This window comes from Mycobacterium liflandii (genome assembly GCF_022354805.1).
Taxonomy (GTDB): Bacteria; Actinomycetota; Actinomycetes; order Mycobacteriales; family Mycobacteriaceae; genus Mycobacterium; species Mycobacterium marinum.
The window spans coordinates 5,920,675-5,938,939 of record NZ_CP023138.1 but is presented as its reverse complement, the minus strand read 5'-3'; the positions used below and the strand labels follow the sequence as shown (position 1 = coordinate 5,938,939).

The 18,265-nt window shown below is 66.2% G+C and carries 19 protein-coding genes and 1 pseudogene; 8 read left to right on the top strand and 12 right to left on the bottom strand.

From position 1 onward, the window contains the following. Positions 1–195 precede the first annotated feature (195 nt). The 4 genes and pseudogenes from CKW46_RS26470 to CKW46_RS26455 all read right to left on the bottom strand — a co-directional run bounded on the left by CKW46_RS26470 (position 196) and on the right by CKW46_RS26455 (position 4,472). Positions 196–1,490, bottom strand: a pseudogene (locus CKW46_RS26470) (amidohydrolase family protein). Positions 1,491–1,504: 14 nt separating this feature from the next. After that, on the bottom strand, positions 1,505–2,719 hold the full coding sequence (locus CKW46_RS26465; RefSeq protein WP_482052586.1) for an amidohydrolase family protein: 1,215 nt from the start codon (positions 2,717–2,719) through the stop codon (positions 1,505–1,507). Between the two features lie 2 nt (positions 2,720–2,721). Continuing rightward, on the bottom strand, positions 2,722–3,537 hold the full coding sequence (locus CKW46_RS26460) for an acetoacetate decarboxylase family protein (RefSeq protein WP_482052585.1): 816 nt from the start codon (positions 3,535–3,537) through the stop codon (positions 2,722–2,724). After that, the gene (locus CKW46_RS26455; RefSeq protein ID WP_482052584.1) at positions 3,534–4,472 is read right to left on the bottom strand and encodes an SDR family oxidoreductase; all 939 of its coding nucleotides are present in this window, start codon (positions 4,470–4,472) and stop codon (positions 3,534–3,536) included. Before CKW46_RS26455 ends, CKW46_RS26460 begins: the two co-directional genes overlap by 4 nt. A gap of 187 nt (positions 4,473–4,659) precedes the next feature. On the opposite strand from CKW46_RS26455, the gene CKW46_RS26450 reads away from it, so the two are divergent. From CKW46_RS26450 to fni, 6 genes are all read left to right on the top strand, one after another. Next, positions 4,660–5,220, top strand: a complete 561-nt coding sequence (locus tag CKW46_RS26450) for an AAA family ATPase (RefSeq protein WP_482052583.1) — start codon at positions 4,660–4,662, stop codon at positions 5,218–5,220. A 189-nt stretch (positions 5,221–5,409) separates the two neighbouring features. Then, positions 5,410–5,652, top strand: a complete 243-nt coding sequence (locus tag CKW46_RS26445) for a hypothetical protein (RefSeq protein ID WP_012396352.1) — start codon at positions 5,410–5,412, stop codon at positions 5,650–5,652. Between the two features lie 43 nt (positions 5,653–5,695). Continuing rightward, positions 5,696–7,180: an amino acid permease gene (locus CKW46_RS26440; RefSeq protein ID WP_117437595.1), complete on the top strand. Its 1,485-nt coding sequence runs from the start codon at positions 5,696–5,698 to the stop codon at positions 7,178–7,180. A gap of 81 nt (positions 7,181–7,261) precedes the next feature. Next, positions 7,262–7,864, top strand: coding sequence for a helix-turn-helix domain-containing protein (locus CKW46_RS26435; RefSeq protein WP_012396350.1), 603 nt, complete (start codon positions 7,262–7,264; stop codon positions 7,862–7,864). After that, positions 7,858–8,565: an RES family NAD+ phosphorylase gene (locus tag CKW46_RS26430; protein ID WP_015357233.1), complete on the top strand. Its 708-nt coding sequence runs from the start codon at positions 7,858–7,860 to the stop codon at positions 8,563–8,565. Before CKW46_RS26435 ends, CKW46_RS26430 begins: the two co-directional genes overlap by 7 nt. A gap of 116 nt (positions 8,566–8,681) precedes the next feature. Continuing rightward, positions 8,682–9,728, top strand: a complete 1,047-nt coding sequence (gene fni, locus CKW46_RS26425; protein ID WP_482052582.1) for a type 2 isopentenyl-diphosphate Delta-isomerase — start codon at positions 8,682–8,684, stop codon at positions 9,726–9,728. A gap of 9 nt (positions 9,729–9,737) precedes the next feature. Here fni and CKW46_RS26420 read toward each other — a convergent pair whose 3' ends face one another. From CKW46_RS26420 to CKW46_RS26390, 7 genes are read right to left on the bottom strand one after another with little or no spacing between them, the layout of a single operon-like run. Further along, a complete protein-coding gene (locus CKW46_RS26420) occupies positions 9,738–10,289 on the bottom strand; it encodes a MarR family winged helix-turn-helix transcriptional regulator (RefSeq protein WP_015357231.1) in 552 nt (183 codons plus the stop codon). Positions 10,290–10,334: 45 nt separating this feature from the next. After that, a complete protein-coding gene (locus CKW46_RS26415) occupies positions 10,335–12,644 on the bottom strand; it encodes an MMPL family transporter (protein WP_482052581.1) in 2,310 nt (769 codons plus the stop codon). Then, positions 12,638–13,012 (bottom strand): lycopene cyclase domain-containing protein, encoded by a 375-nt coding sequence (locus CKW46_RS26410; protein ID WP_015357229.1) that lies wholly within the window; start codon positions 13,010–13,012, stop codon positions 12,638–12,640. Before CKW46_RS26410 ends, CKW46_RS26415 begins: the two co-directional genes overlap by 7 nt. Continuing rightward, complete coding sequence (locus tag CKW46_RS26405) at positions 13,009–13,332, bottom strand: lycopene cyclase domain-containing protein (RefSeq protein WP_015357228.1); 324 nt, start codon at positions 13,330–13,332, stop codon at positions 13,009–13,011. Before CKW46_RS26405 ends, CKW46_RS26410 begins: the two co-directional genes overlap by 4 nt. Then, complete coding sequence (locus CKW46_RS26400) at positions 13,329–14,288, bottom strand: phytoene/squalene synthase family protein (RefSeq protein WP_011738721.1); 960 nt, start codon at positions 14,286–14,288, stop codon at positions 13,329–13,331. Before CKW46_RS26400 ends, CKW46_RS26405 begins: the two co-directional genes overlap by 4 nt. Continuing rightward, positions 14,285–15,814 carry a phytoene desaturase family protein gene (gene crtI, locus CKW46_RS26395; protein ID WP_015357226.1) on the bottom strand — a complete coding sequence of 510 codons (1,530 nt, stop codon included), beginning with the start codon at positions 15,812–15,814 and terminating at the stop codon, positions 14,285–14,287. Before crtI ends, CKW46_RS26400 begins: the two co-directional genes overlap by 4 nt. A gap of 24 nt (positions 15,815–15,838) precedes the next feature. Next, positions 15,839–16,993: a polyprenyl synthetase family protein gene (locus tag CKW46_RS26390; protein ID WP_482052580.1), complete on the bottom strand. Its 1,155-nt coding sequence runs from the start codon at positions 16,991–16,993 to the stop codon at positions 15,839–15,841. A gap of 382 nt (positions 16,994–17,375) precedes the next feature. Here CKW46_RS26390 and CKW46_RS26385 point away from each other — a divergent pair, with 382 nt between their 5' ends. Beyond that, a complete protein-coding gene (locus tag CKW46_RS26385) occupies positions 17,376–17,708 on the top strand; it encodes a hypothetical protein (RefSeq protein ID WP_117437586.1) in 333 nt (110 codons plus the stop codon). Then, positions 17,705–17,995 (top strand): hypothetical protein, encoded by a 291-nt coding sequence (locus tag CKW46_RS26380; protein ID WP_012396339.1) that lies wholly within the window; start codon positions 17,705–17,707, stop codon positions 17,993–17,995. Before CKW46_RS26385 ends, CKW46_RS26380 begins: the two co-directional genes overlap by 4 nt. 18 nt (positions 17,996–18,013) lie before the next feature. Here CKW46_RS26380 and CKW46_RS26375 read toward each other — a convergent pair whose 3' ends face one another. Continuing rightward, complete coding sequence (locus CKW46_RS26375; RefSeq protein ID WP_238559665.1) at positions 18,014–18,229, bottom strand: cellulose binding domain-containing protein; 216 nt, start codon at positions 18,227–18,229, stop codon at positions 18,014–18,016. Positions 18,230–18,265: the final 36 nt, after the last annotated feature.

The following is an 18,265-nucleotide window of genomic DNA, read 5'->3' as shown; positions in this document are numbered from 1 at the left end:
CGAAAAACACCCACCGGCGCACCACCGCACCCCCCGTCGCAGCCCACCCACCACCGACTGCACCACCACCCCCCAACCACACCCCACAACGTCTCACCCATGAGAAAACGTGTGCGCTCGATGAGGCGCGCCCGGTCAGCGCGCGGCGACTAATGGCTGGACGACACCGCGGAAACCGGTGTCCCGTGAGGGGCCCTAGTTCTGCACCAGGTCAGCCAGCGGCTCCGCGGCGGTAAGCCAGTGCCGGCGCGCCTGGCGGGCCGCCTCCCACTTGGGGACGCTCACCGCATCGTCTTGGCCCAGGTCCGCCGGGGTAGGACCGATGCGCCCGGCCAGGGAGCCAGTGCGTCCAGATCGAAGTTGTACACCTCGGCCGCCGCCAGGCCCAGGATCTGGCGGGTCTCGTCGATGGGGATGTCCCAAAACGATCGCCGCAGCCATTCCCGGGTGTGCGGCCAGGTCCCTTCCGGATGCGGAAAGTCGTTGCCCCACAGCATGTTGGACACCCCGATCTCGTAGCGCCGCGCCAGCTCCCGGCGCTCGGTGGTGGTGGCCCCGATAAAACAGTTGCGGTCGAAGTAGGCCGAGGGGGGCATCGTCAGGTCGCCCTCCAGCAGATGGCTCATCTTCTTGGCCGAGTGCTCCCGCAGGTACCGCGTGTCCATCAGCCACAGCAGGTCGTTGGCCCAAAACGCGCCACACTCGGTGGCGCCCCAGCGCAGCCCGGGGAAGCGCTCGAACACCCCCGACCACAACGCGAACCACAGCGGGCGGACTCCCCACCAGCGCACCTCGGTGACATAGATGCCCAGGTGCTCGCCGTACTCCTGCTGCGGGGCGGCGCCGACGTGGGTGTGTACCGGCATCTGCAGGTCCTGGCAGGCGGCCCAGACCTTGTCATAGCGACGGTCGTGGTAAGGCGGGTAGCTGGCCCACAGGGCGGGAATCATGATCCCGCCCCGCAGCCCCGACTCCGCCGCCCGGGTGATCTCGGCGACCGCCGCGTCGACGTCGGCCAGGATCGGCACCACCGCGACGCCCGCGCGGCGCTCGGGGCTGTGGCTGCACAGCTCGGCCAACCAGCGGTTGTGGGCCCGCGCCCCGGCCATGGCCCGCCCCGGGTCGAGCGAGCCCGACTGGGCCAGACCGGCGCCGAAGGGCGCGCCGGCGACCCCGGAAACGGCGTCGGCGTCGGGGAAGATGACCTCGCCGACCACCCCGTCGCTGTCGAGCTCCTTGTCCCGCAGGCCCACATCCCAGCCACCGGCGATGCCCTCGCCGTGCTCGGAGAACCAGTCCTGCGCGAACTGTTCGTCGATGAACCCACCGACCTGCGACGCGGCGGCCTTCTCGGCCAGGTAGACCTCGAAGTCCTCGCGGTAGTCGGGGTCGACGTACTCGCGGTACTGCTCGGTCGGCAGCTCGGCGTGGCAGTCCGCGGAGATGACCACATACGGTTCCAGGGGGTTCGGGGCCTTACGGGCTTCCATGGAGAGTCCTCTCGCTACCAGGCGCGGATGGGGTCGGGCTCGAACGCGGTGCTGCTCGCGTCGGCGGGGATGGCTGCCAGTGGCTCGGCGACTTCGGTGACGGTTGGGCCGATGCGGGCGGCCAGCGGCGCGAGGGCCTGCAGATCGAAGCCGTAGACGGCCGCCGCATTCCCGCCCACCATGGCCTCCACCTCGTCGGGGTCGACGTCGCTGAAGGTGTGGCGCAGCGCTTCCCGGCTGTAGGGAGCGGTCCCTTCCATGTGCGGGTAATCGCTGCCCCACATGATGCGGTCGACACCGATTCGGTGGCGCTGTGCACATTCGACCGGGCGCAGGAAGCTGGCGCCGACGTAGCACTGGCGGGCCCAGTACTGGCTGGGCTGCAGCGGCAGCGAGCCGGCGGTGGGCCCGGCGAAGCGGGCGATGGCCGAATTGGGCCGCCGGTAACGGGCTGCCGCCACGTCCAGTGAGTCGAGGGTCGCCGGTATCCACCCGGTGCCTTGCTCGGTCAGGACCACGGTGAGATCCGGATAGCGATCGAGCACGCCGCTGAAGATCAGGTGCCAGAGCGCGCGATGTGCCCACCAGTGCGACTCGTACACCCACACCGCCAGCGAGCTACCCCATCCGTCGATCGGGCTGGGTCCGGCATTGCCGCCGTGGTGGTTGATCACCAGGCCCGCCTGCGCGCACGCCGCCCAGAGCGGCTCCCAGTGCTCGGCATACAGCGCGGGGATGCCGGTGCCGGGGGCAACCCCGGGCAGCAACACGCCGCCGCGCAGCCCCAGCTTGGCGACCTGTGCCACTTCGGCGACGGCCTCGTCGACGTCCCCGAGCAGGATCTGGCCCACCCCGGCGCGCCGTTCGGGGGACAACGAGCAGAAGTCCGCCAGCCAGCGATTGTGCGCACGCAGGCCGGCCCACCGCAGTTCGAGGTCCCGGGCGGTACTCGGTGGGGGAGCGGCCAAGCTGCCCTGCGGGAAGAACGGCGGCACCGTATTGGGGAAGATGACCTCTCCCGCAACGCCATCGGAGTCCAGTTCCGCGTTGCGACGATCGCTGTCCCAGTTGTGTTCGGCGTCCGGCTCGCTGAGGTCGCCGAACGGATTCACAAACGTCTTGGCCCAGTCGTCGAACTCGTCTTGGTACTTCGCCTCGAGATACTCGCGGTAGTCGAGCAGGTCCGCCCCGGCGTGGCAGTCAGCCGAAATAACCGTGTATCGGTCCATGGCTATGCCCGGGCCGGCTCAGGGCTGGGGGGCGTGACCGGGGCTGGGGCGTCATGGGGTTCGTCATAGCGCTGGTGCACATAGGGCAGCAGCCACTCCTGGGGTACCCGGGTGGCGATCCGACCCACCTGGATGGTGCGCCGGCGGCACCAGGTGATCGACCTGATCTGGCGAATCACGATGTCGGCCACGGGGTCCAGCGGAGACTCGCCGAGCTCGAGGCTGCCGTCGATGTTCTCCAGCAGCTCGTAGTGGCGGTGATATTCGCCGTAGACCAAGTGCGGGTCGGTGATGCCGTTGCCGTCGGGGGAGCGCAGGAACTTGAAGTAGAACTCGGTGTTCACCTGGTCGGGCGGCAACGGCGCGCCGCCGCTCACCTGACCGCTGACGGTGATCAGCCGATAGCCCATCCGGTCAACGGTGGCGCTGACGCGGCTACCGGCATGGTCGACCTCGATGTGGGCCAATTTCTTTGGTTCACCGAATGTTTCGCGCCCACCGGTGACCGACTGTTCGGTGGACTGGGGCATGAAAAGGGGGTAATCGCCCTGCAGGTCGCCGTGCCGGGCGGTCACCGCAAACACCGCCGACCCGAATGGCGGGCGGCCCGCTATCTGGACCCGCTGCAGCTGGACCCGCACCAGCGGTTCGTCGGCCGGCTGCAGCGGTTTGGGCAGCACGGCCGCGACGATCTGCGGATCGGTGAGGTAGGTGACGGTCACCGCCTCGGTGGCGATGGGTGCCTTGGTGGCATCGATCTCATGGTCGACTTGCGCTTCGGGTGGGCGGGGACCATAGCGAACTGCGTTGGTAATCAACGCTTTCCTCCTTCGGTTTCCGGCTCCTTGGCGGCGTTGCGGCCGAGCACATCCACCAGGTAGTCGGGGTCGGCGCGGGCCACGATCGATGCCGCCTTGCGGGTGACCACCTCATCGGCCGGTGTGGGCGGGCCCATCATCCAGAACCGGTCGGCTCGTATTCCCTCCACCACTTGGTCGGCGACCGCGGAGAGCGGGGTGAACTCGACGCGGGCGCCGGCGGCCTCGAAGCGACCCACGACGTCGGCCAGGGTGTGCTCGGGGGTGCGGCGCGTCTGGGTCGCGGCGTAGCGCTGTGGCCGGTGCCGCCATGACTCCCAGATGCCGGTGTTGAGGAAACCGCCGGGGAAAAGGGCATGCGCCCGCACCCGCGTCCCGGTCATCTCCAGGTGGGTGTAGAGGCTCTCGGTCAGGCAGAGCACGGCGGCCTTGGTCATCGGATAGACCGCCATGGCCGGCCCGCCCATGGCCCCCCGGGCGATCGGCGCGAACCCGCCGTTGCCCGAGCAGGTGTTCACCACGTGTCCCTCGCCGCGCTCGAGCAGGATGGGCACGAAGGCTTTGATGCCGTGGATGACGCCCACGACGTTGACATCTATCCCCCAGTGCCAGTCGGCTAGGTCGTGTTCCCACATGTAGCCCTCGGAGACCCCGCCGGTGCCGGCGTTGTTGCACACCACGTGCACCGCGCCGAATCGGTGCAACGTCCCCTTGGCCAACGCCTCGACCGAGGAATAGTCGGTAACGTCGGTAACCACGCCGACCGCCTCGATGCCCTCGTCCGTGAGTGCGCGGGTCGCCCGGTCCAGCGGTTCGGCGAGGACGTCGGCGAGCACCACCTTCATGCCTTCCATGCCGAAGCGCTTCCCCAGGGCTCGGCCTATGCCTCCGGCCCCGCCGGTCACCACGGCCACCTTGCCTTGAAGGTCCTGCATCGAGGCATCCACTGAGGCATCCATTGAGGCAATCGTCACATCTTGCAGATGTTGCCTCAAGGGGTTGAATCGGGAAAAATTCCGGCTCCGGCCGCGGGGTCTCCCGTCCACGCCACCACCCCATCGGGTCGCGTCGAGCCGCGCCCGCGGCGATTACCGTCCACCGACACCGAGGAAACCAACGAAATTGACCCGCCGATACATTCTCACCGGCACGCCTGGAGCGGGTAAGACGTCGATCTTGCGGCGGCTCGCACAGCTCGGACACGCCGTCGTGGCGGAGGCCGCCACCGATGTCATCCTCGGTCGGCAGGCGCGCGGCGAAGACGCACCCTGGACGGGTGCGACCAAAGCGTCGTTTATCGACGAGGTTGTCGAGACACAGCGCCGGCGCCAAGTTGCGGCCGACCCGACGGGCCCCGGCGTTTGCTTCTTTGACCGCTCGCCGGTGTGCACCCACGCGCTCGCCGTCTATCTCGGGCTGCCCGTTTGCGCGGCGCTGACGGCCGAGCTTGACCGGATTGCCGCCGAGCACACCTATCAGCGGCAGGTCTTTTTCGTCCGGAACTTGGGCTTCTGCCAACCCACCACGACCCGCCGAATCGACATGGCGGAGGCGTTGAGGTTCGAACGAATCCACGAAGACAGCTACCGCGAATTCGGTTATCAAGTCATCGATATTCCGGCCGACCGGCTCGACCGTCGGGTCGCGACGATCAGCCGGATGATCTCGCCGCTCGCGCCGTGACCACCCCGCGACCGCGGCGGGCCGGGAGACGACGCAACTGATCGGTGGCCATTGTCGCGGCAAAGGCGCAGCGGATTGGTCGTATAGCACAAGGGGTGGGTTGGCGGGTCGGTCGCCCAACAGGACATGATCGTCCACACCGTGTTTACTTAGTCCACATTCGTTCGCCACCCGACGAGGTTTTTATCCATGCGCTTTGTTGATTTCAAGGCCAAGACGCCGCTTATCGGAATGTCGATGGTCTTTGGTGCCATGGCACTTGTCGCGGTTACCGCATACCTGCACGCAGGTTGGTATTCGATCATCGGCTATGCGATCGCCGCCGCGGTGGCGGCGTTCGGCTTCATCTTTACGTTTCGTGATATTCCGACACCACCACACACTCCGGGCCCGGACGATCCCGCGGGCTCGGAACCTGCCCCCGGCGGCTGATCCCCACAGCCAGCGACCGAACTGGGAAAGAGGCATCTGAGCGTTGAGAACCCCGTCGAGCCCGACCCATCCCGATGACATCGCTCTCGCGAGCGAAGATGCCGGCTATCACAAGAGCCTTAAGCCGCGCCAGCTACAGATGATCGCGATCGGCGGTGCGATTGGCACCGGCCTGTTCCTTGGCGCCGGTGGACGGCTGGCCAGCGCCGGTCCGGCACTGTTTCTGGTCTACGCGGTCTGTGGAGTGTTCGCCTTCCTGATCTTGCGGGCGTTGGGTGAACTCGTGCTGCACCGGCCGTCGTCGGGCTCGTTTGTCTCCTATGCGCGCGAATTCTTCGGCGAAAAGGCGGCCTATGCCGCCGGCTGGATGTATTTCCTGAACTGGGCGATGACCTCGATTGTCGACTCGACAGCGATCGCCACCTACTTCCATTTCTGGCGGGTGTTCGAGGGCATCCCGCAGTGGGCGCTGGCGTTGTTCGCGCTGGGTATCGCGTTGAGCATGAACCTGATCTCGGTGACCCTGTTCGGTGAGATCGAGTTCTGGGCGGCCCTGATCAAGGTGGTGTCGCTGCTGACTTTCCTGGTCGTGGGCACCATATTCCTGGCCGGCCGTTACCCCGTCGATGGTCATTCCACCGGTCTCGGCCTGCTCGCCCACGGCGGCGGACTCTTCCCGTACGGCCTGCTGCCGCTGGTCGTCGTCACCTCGGGCGTGGTCTTCGCCTATGCGGCGGTCGAGCTGGTCGGCACGGCAGCGGGGGAGACGGCGGAGCCGGAGAAGGTGATGCCGCGTGCCATCAACTCGGTGATCGCGCGTATTGCCCTGTTCTACGTTGGATCGCTGTTCTTGCTCGGCCTGCTGCTGCCCTACACCGACTACAAGGCCGGTGAGAGCCCGTTTGTCACCTTCTTCGACAAGATCGGGGTCACCGGCGCCGGCTCGATCATGAACGTGGTGGTGATGACCGCGGCGTTCTCCAGCCTCAACGCGGGTTTGTATTCGACCGGGCGCATCCTGCGGTCGATGGCGATGAACGGCAGTGCCCCGAGTTTCACCGCACGGATGTCGCAACGAGGAGTTCCCTACGGCGGGATCTGTCTGACGGCTGCCATCGGCCTGATCGGGGTGCTGCTCAACGGCGTCGTGCCCGAGATGGCTTTCGAGATCGTCCTCAATATCGCGGCGCTGGGCATCCTCGCGTCCTGGGCAACCATCGTGTGCTGCCAGATCCAGCTGTTCCGCTGGTCGAAGCAGGGCATCGTGTACCGGCCGTCGTTTCGGATGTGGGGCGCGCCCTACACCGGTTATCTCACCTTGGTGTTCCTGTTCGCGGTGCTGGTTCTGATGGGGTTCTCCTACCCAATCGGCACCTGGACGGTGGCGACCCTGGGACTGATCATTCCGATGCTGATCGGCGGTTGGTTCCTGGTCCGCGACCGCGTGCTGGAGATTGCGCGCAGACGTATCGGCTATACCGGTGAATTTCCCGTGGTTGCCAACCCGGGGCCGATGGACAAGAAATAGCGGAATCCAGCGGTGACTGCCGGGCCCGATCGGGCGCGATGAGGCCGTGTTTGCTTGGTTATCTTGGTATAACCTCGAGGTATGGTCACCCGCACCCCGACGCGTAAGGCGGCGCCGCGACGGCGTCAGCGGGCCAGCGCGTCGGCCGCACAGCTGAGTTCCGCGGTGCACGCGGTGTTGGACGCGGCGCCCGCGTCGGTCAAAGCGGGCTTTGTAGAAGCCGTCGCGGCACGGGACACGGGCGGTCTGGACGAATCGTTGTGGGGTAGTGCGCCAACCGCCAAGGAGATGAGCAGCGCTGCGCTGCAGGCATTGCAGGACGACTTCGTTGCCCGCCGAGAATTGCTGACCATGTCGCTGTCGACGGCGGAGGTTGCCGAGTTGCTCGACATCTCCAGCCAGGCCGTGCTTGACCGGATCACCGGTGGCGACCTGATCGGTCTCAAGGACGGGCGCCAGTGGCGAATACCCATGTGGCAGCTCAACGCCGGGGCACAACGCGGCTTTCTGTCGGGAATCGCCGAACTGCGACAGGCCTTTCCGGGGGGAATCGTCGCCTTGAGCAAGTGGGCCGCCACGCCGAACCCGGAACTGGGTGACATCACACCGGCCGATGCCCTGGCCGCCGGTCGCGTCGACGATGTGATCGCGGTGGTGGCGAAGTCGACCGCGGCGGCGTGGTAGCCGACCTCGGCGAACCGAATCGTCCGCTCTCAGGTGGTCGGGTCTGGACGTGGAAGTGGCCGGAAACGCTGAGCGCCCGCGGCTGGCAGTGGTGCCGGGTCTATCACCTGTCCGCGCACACCCCGGACGCCATCACCCATCGCGCCTTCGGGCCGCTGCACCGCCTCGACCACCACACGCCGCCGGCAGCTCATCCGGCGATCTGTCCCGAGGGAAGATCTGTGCTCTACGTTGCCGGCACCCTGGCCACCGCGCTGGGCGAGGTCTTTGGTGACCTGGGCGAGGCCGCCGTCTGTCCCCGGTTTCGCGTCGGGCTGTTGCGTCCGCGCACCGAGATCGTGGTGCTGGATCTGCGATCCGAGGGCGCCGCGATGCGCATTGGCGCGTTGCCGTCGCTGGCCACCGGCGCCTATCCACGGGTTCGCACTCAGGCCTGGGCACGGGCCATCTACGAAGATCAGCCGGCGCGCCGCCCGGTACACGGTGTCTACTACCACGCCGCGCACAGCAACGGTCGCGCGCTGGCGTTGTGGGACACCGATGGTGCTGTCGACCATGTGCGGACTCGCGCGCGCCAGCGCCAGGACTTCGCGCTGGCCGACGCGGCTATCTGGCCTCGGGTTCTGGTGGCCGCCGCCGAGCTCGCGATGACCGCCGCACGGGTCGATTCCTGCCCGTTGTGTGACATTTCGGCAACTTGACCAAACCGCGCGCGCGGTAGGCTCTGTGACATCAGTGACGGCGTCGTTGAACCCCAAGAAGGACTCGCATTGCTTGCCGCGACGAGGATCATGATGGCGACGGCCGGTGCTGCCCGATGACCAACGACCCGGCCGAGATCTCCAGCCGTAAGCGCCGGCACATCGACGTGTGCCTCAACCACGAGGTCAACTACGTCGGCGTGACGACCGGGCTCGAACGCTACCGCCTGCCCTTCAACGCACTGACCCAAACCAGCCTCGCCGACATCGACTTGTCGGCCGAGTTTTTCGGCGCGCCATTGCGTGCCCCGGTCCTGATCGGCGCGATGACCGGCGGTGCCGAGCTGTCCGCGATGATCAACCGAAATTTGGCCACCGCCGCGCAGCGCCTCGGTATCGGAATGATGCTGGGCTCGCAGCGGATCATGCTCGACGATGCCCGCGGGCAGCGGGCGGCGTCGAGTTTCGCGGTGCGCGAGGTGGCACCCGACGTGTTGTTGATCGGCAACATCGGTCTGGCTCAGTTGACCAAGGCCGCGGTTCCCGCGGTGGCCGCCGCGCTGCGCCGGGTTGGCGCGAATGCACTTGCGGTGCACGCTAACTCACTGCAGGAAGCGATGCAGCACGGTGGTGATACCGACTTCTCCGGGTCGCTGGGCCGGCTGCGCGACGCGGCCGACCTGCTGGACTATCCGGTGCTGCTCAAGGAGGTTGGCCACGGTATCGGGGCCGCGGCCGTCGCGCAGCTGCTGCGGCTGCCCGGCGGGCTGCCGGTATCGGGTATCGACGTGGCCGGCGCCGGAGGAACCTCATGGTCGCGGGTGGAGCAGTTGGTTCGCTACGGCGAGCTGCGCTATCCGGAATTGGCTGACTGGGGTATCCCCACCGCTGAGGCGATTGTCGAGGTGCGCCAAGCGTTGCCGGCTGTCCCGCTGGTCGCCTCCGGTGGCATCCGCACCGGAATGGATGCGGCCAAAGCGATCGCCCTGGGCGCCGATGTGGTCGCGATTGCCCGCCTGTTGCTTGCGCCGGCGATCGAATCCGCCACGGCGGTGCAGGATTGGTTGCAGCTGTTCCTCGACGAACTCCGAGTCTGCCTGCACTGTTGCGGTGCGTCGGATCTCACGTCGCTGCGCGACATCGGTGTGACAGCCATCCGGTAGCCGAGCGGTTTAGGGGCTTTCCGCCTGCGCCGGCGTTTTGCGGGGGCGCCCCGATGTCGGCGCGGGCGACTCGTAGAGCTCCTTTTCGAAGGTCTCCATCCCGTCCATCATCGCCGTCAACACCCGGTGTGCGGCCCGCAGATCGCGGTCGGACAGATCAGCCATCGCCTCGCGCATGTGGTCGCCGAGCGGCATGAAAAACTTGTGTGCGAGCTCCAGGCTGCTTTGCTCGAAGCGAAGGTGTGATTTGCGCCGGTCGTCCGGATCGGCTTCGCGGCGGATGTGCCCGGCATGGATCATCCGATCGGCAAGATAGGTGATCGCAGCGGCCGAGACGTCCAATCGCTGGCTGAGCTGGGCCGGTGTCACGGGTGTCCCCGCGGTCTCGGCGACCATGATGTGCAGCAACGCCTGGAAGTCGCCGTGGCTGAGATCGTTGTGTCGGGCGTAGTAGCGGCCGACACGGTCAGAATGAGCGGTGATTGAGCGCAGATCAGCCGATAACAGCCGCTCCAGCTCGGCTCGACTCGGCTGTCGATTCACAGCGACGCGCTTGGTCACCTGCCTGCATCCTTTTCGGGCGATAGAGCGACTAGCTTATCGCCCCTATCCCGGCGACCGGTGCACGTGGTCGTCGACGCGGCGATTGCTGTCGAATTTGCTGGAGTTGCCGCCGAGGGCACCGTCGCTGGGGCCGGTTTGGCCCGCGGATCGGTCGGCACCGCTGCGGCTGTGCCACCGTTCCAGTGGTTTGGGTGCCCACCAGTTCAATCCGCCAAACACATGCATGAACGCGGGCACCAGCAGCACCCGCACCAATGTGGCGTCGACCAGCACCGCAATGGTCAGACCCACCCCGAACATCCGCATGAAAGACACCTCTGCGGAAATCAGGCCGGCAAACGAGATCGACATCAGCAACGCCGCGGCGGTGATGACCCGGCCGGTGTGGGCCAGGCCCAGAGCGATGCTCTCATCGTTGTCGGCGCTTTGTTGAGGTGATCCAAGCCAGAACTCGCGGATGCGGGACAGCAGGAAGACTTCGTAATCCATCGACAAGCCGAAGGCGATGCAGAACATCAGCACCGGGATATTGGCGACCAACGTGCCGGTTGGTGTGGTACCCAGCGCGCCCAGATGGCCGTCCTGAAAGATCCAGACCAGGGCGCCGAAAGCCGCTGTAAGCGAGAGCATGTTGAGCACGACCGCCTTGATCGGTAGCAGCACACTGCCGGTGAGCAGGAACAGCAGCACCAGTGTCACGATCGCGATGAAGCCGAACACCATGGGTAGCCGCGAGGTAATCCCATTGACGGAGTCGCGGTTCATCTGTGCGACGCCGGTCATTTGCACCGCGGTGTCGCCGGGCAGCGCCACGGCGTGCAGACGATCCAGCTGGTTCGCCGAGGCCTTGGTGTACAGCGGCGCGGTGCTCTCCACGGTCAGGTACGCGCTGCCGGCGGCCATCGCGGTCGGTGCGGAGGGCGGGCCCCGCAACTCGCCGGCAACGAAGGTGCCCGTCGGCGCCGAGACCGCCGACACATCGGATACCTCGGACAATTGGGCGGCGTAGTGATTGAGATCCGGTTTGGTCAGCCCGGCGGTGTCGGTGATGACGACGGTGACTCTGCTCGCCGAGTTCGAGCCGAAATCGCTGCGGATTCGGTCACTGACCATGCGTGCCGACGCGGACTGCGGCAGCACGCGGTCGTCCGGATAGCCCCACTTGATGTTGAGGAACGGGATTCCCAGCGCGATCAACAACACGATGATGGCCAGGCCCACCGGAATCGCGTGGCGGGTGACCAGTTTGGCCGTGCGGTACCAGAAACTCTGCGCAACGGGCCGCGGCGGCGGTTCCGGACGCCCAAGCAGCCGCCGGCCCAGTTTCCAGACGTTGAGCGCGTCGAGCCGGTCGCCGAGCAGCACGATCACCGTTGGTGCGACCACCATCGCGGCCAGGGCCGAAAACGCCACGACCGCAACCCCGGCGTAGGCGAAGGACTTCAGGAAGTACATCGGGAACAGCGCCATCGCGACGAGCGAGAGCCCAACCGTCACCGCCGAGAACAGGACGGTGCGGCCGGCGGTTGTCATGGTGCGAACCAGGGCGTCCTCGTGGCTGCGCCCCTCGCCGAGCTCGTCACGGTACCGGCTGATGATCAGCAAGGTGTAGTCGATCGCGAGGGCCATGCCCAGGGCAACCGTGACATTTAGCGCGAAGATCGACACATCGGTCACCATCGCGACACCGCGCAGCACCGCCAGGGACCCCAGAATGGCGAAGCCGCCCACGGCCACCGGTAGGGCCGCGGCCAGCAAGCCCCCGAACACCCACACCAGCGCGGCGAAACTGACCGGGACCGCGATGAACTCCATTCGCAGCAAGTCCTTTTCGGTCTGCTGGTTGACCTGTGCATAGACCATCGCGGACCCACCGGCCTGCACCGTCACCCCACCGCGGTCGTGCGCCAACCGTTGCGCCAGCGCCTGCGCGTGCCGGGGTGCGCTGTTTTCGTCGCCCTTGAGCGCGACCAGAATCAGCGCCGATTTCCCGTCGGCGCTGAGCATGTCCGGCGGCGGTTGCGGTGTGTCCCAAGGCGATGCCACCTGCGCCACGAAGGGTGATTGCGCGAGTTGGCGCGCGATATCGGTGCCGACGATGCGCGCCGGGCCATCGCGGACACCGTCATCCGAACTCACCAGCAGCTCCATCTCCATGTCGCCTCGATGGAACTTGTCGGCGAGCACCGCCGCGGCACGCGCGGATTCCGACGATGGATCCAGAAACCCCCCGGCGGCCAGGCTATTTGCCGCCGGGATGCCGAAGATGGCGGTGCCGATCATGACCAGGATTACCACCGTGATGACCCGCCGTGGCGCGGAGAGGGAGAGTCGGGCCATTCTGGTCAACATGTCTTGTCCTCGAGGCTGTGCTTCTCGTGGCAGCCCGCCTGACTCGGCGGTACGGGCTCACCGGGTTCCCGTTGTCGCTCCCACAGCAGCAGAACGGCAGTGACCATTGCGAAGCCGAACAGGAAGTCTTCAATCGGGATGTCGAACGGGAACCGCAGGCCGGTGATCTGCCGCTCGTCGTAGCTGACGATGGGAGCGCTGAGCTTGGTAAGCCAGCCGTCGACCGGAACCTGAAAGCCCAGCACTATCAACATCGATAGCCAGTAAGCGGGACGCCGGAACAACCCGGTCCGTAGTACCAACAGCTCCAGGGCGCCAACGCCGGCCACGGCCAGCACGGCCGGCAGGGTGTACCCCAACCCGGTCATCGTCGGCGGAGCCGGTCGAGGATGGTGCTGACCGCGTTGAGGGTCAACAGGGCGCAGATGGGGATCACCAGAAAGAACAGGACCTCTTCGATCGGGACCTGAAACGGGACGTTCAGCCCGCTGATGTAGCGCGGATCGTAAGTCCACACCAGTGCGGCAACGGCCAACTCGTCCCAGACCAGGAATGCCGCGGCCACCGGTAGTACCGACCGCAGCAGCCTTCGCGGGCGCCGATATACGCCGGCGCCGAACACTTCCAGCGGCGCGGTGATTGCCAGGCATGCGAGCAGCACCAGCAGGTATTGCCAGCGATCGCTCATGCGGCACCGTACTCGGAGCGATCGGGGATGGCGTCGCTGGTTCGGGCGCGCCATGCTCGTATCAGCCCGGCACCGGCCACCCGCAGACGGCGGGCGGTCCCGACGGTGGCGCGCCGGCCGAACACCGCAAAGTCGTCGCCTTCGATGCGGTCCAGGATTTCCGAATACAGCGTCAAAGCCGTCGCGACACAGGGCCGCGACCGCGGCGCCAGCAGTTGGATCCCGGCGGCGGCGAACCGGTAGGTCTCTCTGGTGATCTCGTGTTGGGCGGCCAGAGCTTCGCGTACCCGGCCATCGCTGCGCTGGTTGTGGTGACACCACATCAGCACATCCCGATCAACGCCATATGCGGCGAGTTCGTCGGCGGGCAGATAGATGCGGTTGCGGGCCAGGTCCTCGTCGACGTCGCGAATGAAGTTGGTGAGCTGAAATGCGCGTCCCAGGGCGGCCGCGTAGGGCATGGCCTCTCGTGCCGGAACGACGGTGCCCAAGATCGGGAGTAACTGTAGGCCAATGGCTTCCGCTGAACCGCGCATGTAGGTGTTGAGCGCATCCCGGTCGGGGTAGTCGGTGATGCTGAGGTCCATGCGCATCGACTCCAGGAAATCTTCGAAAAGATCGGCGCCGATGCCGTAGCGGCGTGCGGTGTGGCTGACCGCGGCAAGTACCGGGTTATCAGGATGGTCGGCGCCGGAAAAGAACTGCTGCGCCAGCTGCTGCAGTCGCTGGGCGCGAGTGTCGGGGTCCAGCCGCGGATCGAAGGAGTCCAGAATGTCGTCGGCGTAACGGGCGAACCCGTACAGGGCGTGTACGGGTGGTCGCTGATCCGGTGCCAGCAGTCTGGTGGCCAAAAAGAAGGTGCGCCCGCTGGCGGCGTTGATTCGGCGGCTTTGTTGATAGGCCTCGCGCAACCGGGGATCACCGATCCCGGCGGCGTCCAATTCACTGCGAATCATGACAACTGTGCTTTCAGGTCGAGGTGTCGGATTGATCGGGTGGTGTTTCCCGTGATGCGGTCGGCGGCCAGCCGCCCGGAGATCAACGTCGTCGGAACGCCCACGCCAGGTACCGTCGACGAACCCGCCAGCACCGCGTTGTCGATGCCGCGCACCGTGTTCGCCGGGCGGAAGGGACCGGTTTGGCCGAACGTATGCGCCAGCGCGAACGGAGTACCTGCCGCCATGCCCTGCCGGGCCCAGTCCAGGGGAGTGACGACGTCGAGTAGTTCCACGCTGTCGCGAAAGTCCGGAAGCAGCCGGGAGGCGACGGTGTCGATCATGGATTGCGCGTAGCTACCACCGGCGCTGCCCCAATCGACCCGGCCCGCGGTCAGGTTGGGTGCCGGCGCGAGTAGATAGAGCAGATCTCGGCCCGGCGGTGCGAGGGCGGGATCGCCCGCGGTCGGTCGGGTGACCAACAACGATGGATCTCGCATCAGCCGGCCGTCGCGAATGATGTCGGTGAACGTCTGCTCCCATGCCTGTCCGAAAAGAATCGTGTGATGGGCCGCCGGCTCACTCGCGGTCGAGGCGCTGCGGCAGCCGGCGTGCACGACGACCGCCGACGGTGCCGCGCGTAGCCGGCGAAGCCGGCGGGGGGTTCGGCCCAGTAGGCGGTATGTGGTGGGCAACTCGGTGGTCAACACCACTGCATCGCAGGCAATGCGCTCGCCCCTGTCGGTGCGGACAGCGGTTATCCGCGCGTCGTCGCGCTCGAGTTCGCTTACCTGCGAACCGTAATGAAACTGCACGCCCGCGCAGGCCGCGGCGGCCGCCAGCGCGTCAGGCAGGGCACGAACCCCGCCGCGCGGAAAGAACACCCCCGATATGGTGTCCATATAGGCGATAACGGCATAGGCCGCCAGTGCATCTTGCGGCGCCACCCCGGCGTAGAGGGACTGGAAGGTGAACACCCGACGCAGCCTCGGGTCGGTGATGTGGCGCTTGACCATGCTGTCCCAGTTGCGAAATCCGCCGGCAGCCGCCAGTCGCGCCAGCTGCGGGGTGAGCAGTGATAGGGGCGAATCGAAGTTCGAGCCAATGAAGCCGGCGAATTCGATGCGGTACAGGCGGGTCAACCACTCGCGCAGCCGAAGATAACCGGTAGCTTGCTCGGGACCGGCGAAGTTCTCGATCGCCGCGACCATCCGATCCGCGTCGCAGTGCACATCGATCGAACTTCCGTCGGCGAACATGGCGGTGTAGGCCGGATCGACGGGAAGCAACTCCAGCCGATCCGAGATCGTCTCACCCACGGCCGCAAAGACCTCGTCGATAAGGTCTGGCATGGTGAGAACAGTTGGGCCGGTATCGATTCGGTATCCATCGATGTCGAGTCGGCCGGCACGTCCACCCGGCCAAGCCTCGCGTTCGACGACCGTGACGCTGCGGCCGCGGCCCGCCAGGTGTAGCGCCGTGGCCAACCCCGCTAGTCCCGCACCGATCACCACCACGTGATCGGCAGTGCCTTCAATGGTTCGCATCGCGGCTCCCTAATTCGCGTGATCTCACGTGCTGCGCTGCACGCAGGCTGCTGCCAGGTCGCCCAGCGCGGCTCGGGTTTGCTGCCCGATCGTCATGTCGGCCAATAGTGTTCGAACGCGATCGACACGGCGGTCAATCATGTCCTCGATTCGCTGCACAGCTCCCGTAGCGGTGATCAGTCGTTTGCAGTGATCAACCGCAGCGTCGCCGAGCTCAGCCCGATGCATCAGCTCGTGAAGCTGCCGACGCGTCGGCGGATCGGCCATCTCGTAGGCGGCGACCACGACGCTGGTTGCCTTGCGTTCGCGGAGATCGTCGCCACTGGGTTTGCCGGTGATCGCCGGTGTATCAAACACTCCCAGCATGTCGTCGCGCAGTTGAAACGCTTCTCCAACGGCGTCGCCGTATCGCGCGAGCTGTTCCAGCGTGCGCTCATCGCAATCGGCCATCGCGGCTCCCATCTCGAGCGGCCGGCGCACCGTGTAGTTACCCGACTTGCGCCGCGCCACGTCCAAGACGGCATCCAGTGTCGGCAGGTTGCGGATATCGTTGGACAGGTCGCAAAGCTGGCCCACCGCGAGTTCGATGCGCATGGCGTCGTAGCGGGGCCATACCTGCCGCAGACGGCGGTCCTCGACCCCGCTTTCGCGCAGCATCTGCTCGGCCCAGACCAGGCAGATGTCTCCGAGTAGTACGGCCGCCGATTCGCCGAAACGTGCTGCGGCACCGGATAGCCCGCGCCGCTGGTGGCACCGGGCCAGCTGGACATGGACGGCTGGACTGCCTCGTCGTTGCGGGGATTGGTCCATCACGTCGTCTTGGAAGAGCGCAAAGGCGTGCAGCAGCTCCAGGCTTGCCGCGGCCGATAATGCCGCATTGTTGGGACCGGCGCCGCACAACCAGCCCAGGTACATGAAGGTCGATCTCAGGCATTTGCCCTCGGAAACAAACCGCAGAAGTATGTCGCCGGCGACCTCCCACCCCGACCCGCCAAGCGCGCTGGCGCTGCGGTCAGAGACGAAGTCGGCGATCTGGGCCAGTGCCGCGGTGCGCAGCCGGGAGCGCCAATCTGCGTCGCCGAGGGAGACCGCGTCGCCGGTGGACGCCATTCGGCCGGAATCGGGTGAATCGACGGCTGTGGCCAAGGACAGGGTTGGTCGCTGTCTGGTCGACACCATTTCGTCAGGTTCGCTCAGCCGTTGGCCGTGGGCGCTAGAAGACACCGGAGCACACCCCTCTCGTAGGTGCAGAGAGTCTCGGGTTCATCCCTGATTGGCGATGTTGCTGCACCCAGGCTACCCGATGGGCTTCATAAACTTAATGATTAATTATATGAAGGTCTTCTGAGGTTTGGCGGCGCTGACGGCGCGGAGTTGGCCCTCGGCATGAACCGAACGTCTGATAGACAGGTATGCCGGTAGTCGCGGCGCGATGCGCCAGGTTCGAGCTGGTGCCGGCGGGTTAGGTTGCCAGCGCACGGATGCCGGCCAGGGCGGGGTTGCCGACAGTGGTGTCGCATGCCGATCGAGGAGAGTGACGCGATGCGTCAGGGGGGTGCCGATGTCGTTTCTAGCTCGTATTCGTGACATGGATGCCACCGCGTGGCGGTCGGCCACCTGGTCGGCGTCGGTGGTCATTCAATTCTGTTTGCTGCTGTTGCTTGCCGCCATGTGGCTGTTGGGGAAGTGGGCATTTCCGACGGAAAGCGGGCGAAGCGAACGCACGCTGTTGCTGACCGCGACGGCCCTGGCGACGCTTGTTTCGCTGGGGGCCGGTGCGGTGTTGCTCAACTCGAGTTCCTCGCAGCGGCGCGGTATTGGCTTAGGCGTCACCGGCGCCGCCGCGGTTGTCCTGATCGGCGGCATCGCCTTCGCCTTCTTGGTGTTGCGTTGACCGGGGCGACCGGCCGTTATGGACCGATCAGCTTCGCGGTGGCGCTGGCCCACATCCTGGTGGTGGAGTTCGCGACCTGGCTTTGTGTTCTCTCAGTTCCGCCGCTGGCGGTCTTCGTACTCCTCGTGTCGCTGATCTACCTGTCGATTTCCTCCGTTGTTGCCAAGAGCCCGGGCAAACTCGGTCAGGTTGGGCGGGGGATGCTGATTGGCACCGTAGCGGCGCCGCTGTCGCTTGCGATCCTTATCGCGGCCATTCTGGTGGCTCGTCTCTTCCCGGCCGGTTAGCGCCCGCGACCGGCGTCGTCAGTGGCGCACGCTGGCGGTAGGGGCCGGACCGTCGCCGCAAGATTCGCCGTTGAGCTGACAATTCGCAGGCGCCGAATACGTGCTGGTCTGGGCGGCCTGGAAACCGACGGTGACCGAGCTGCCGGGGGCGATGGTGGTGTTGTAGGACTCCGGTGTCAGGACGTAGTGCGTGCCGGTCTTGGAGAGTTTGCTGCTCCACGCTCGGGTGACCAGGGCTCCGGCGTTGTTGATTAGCAGGCTTGTGAGCTG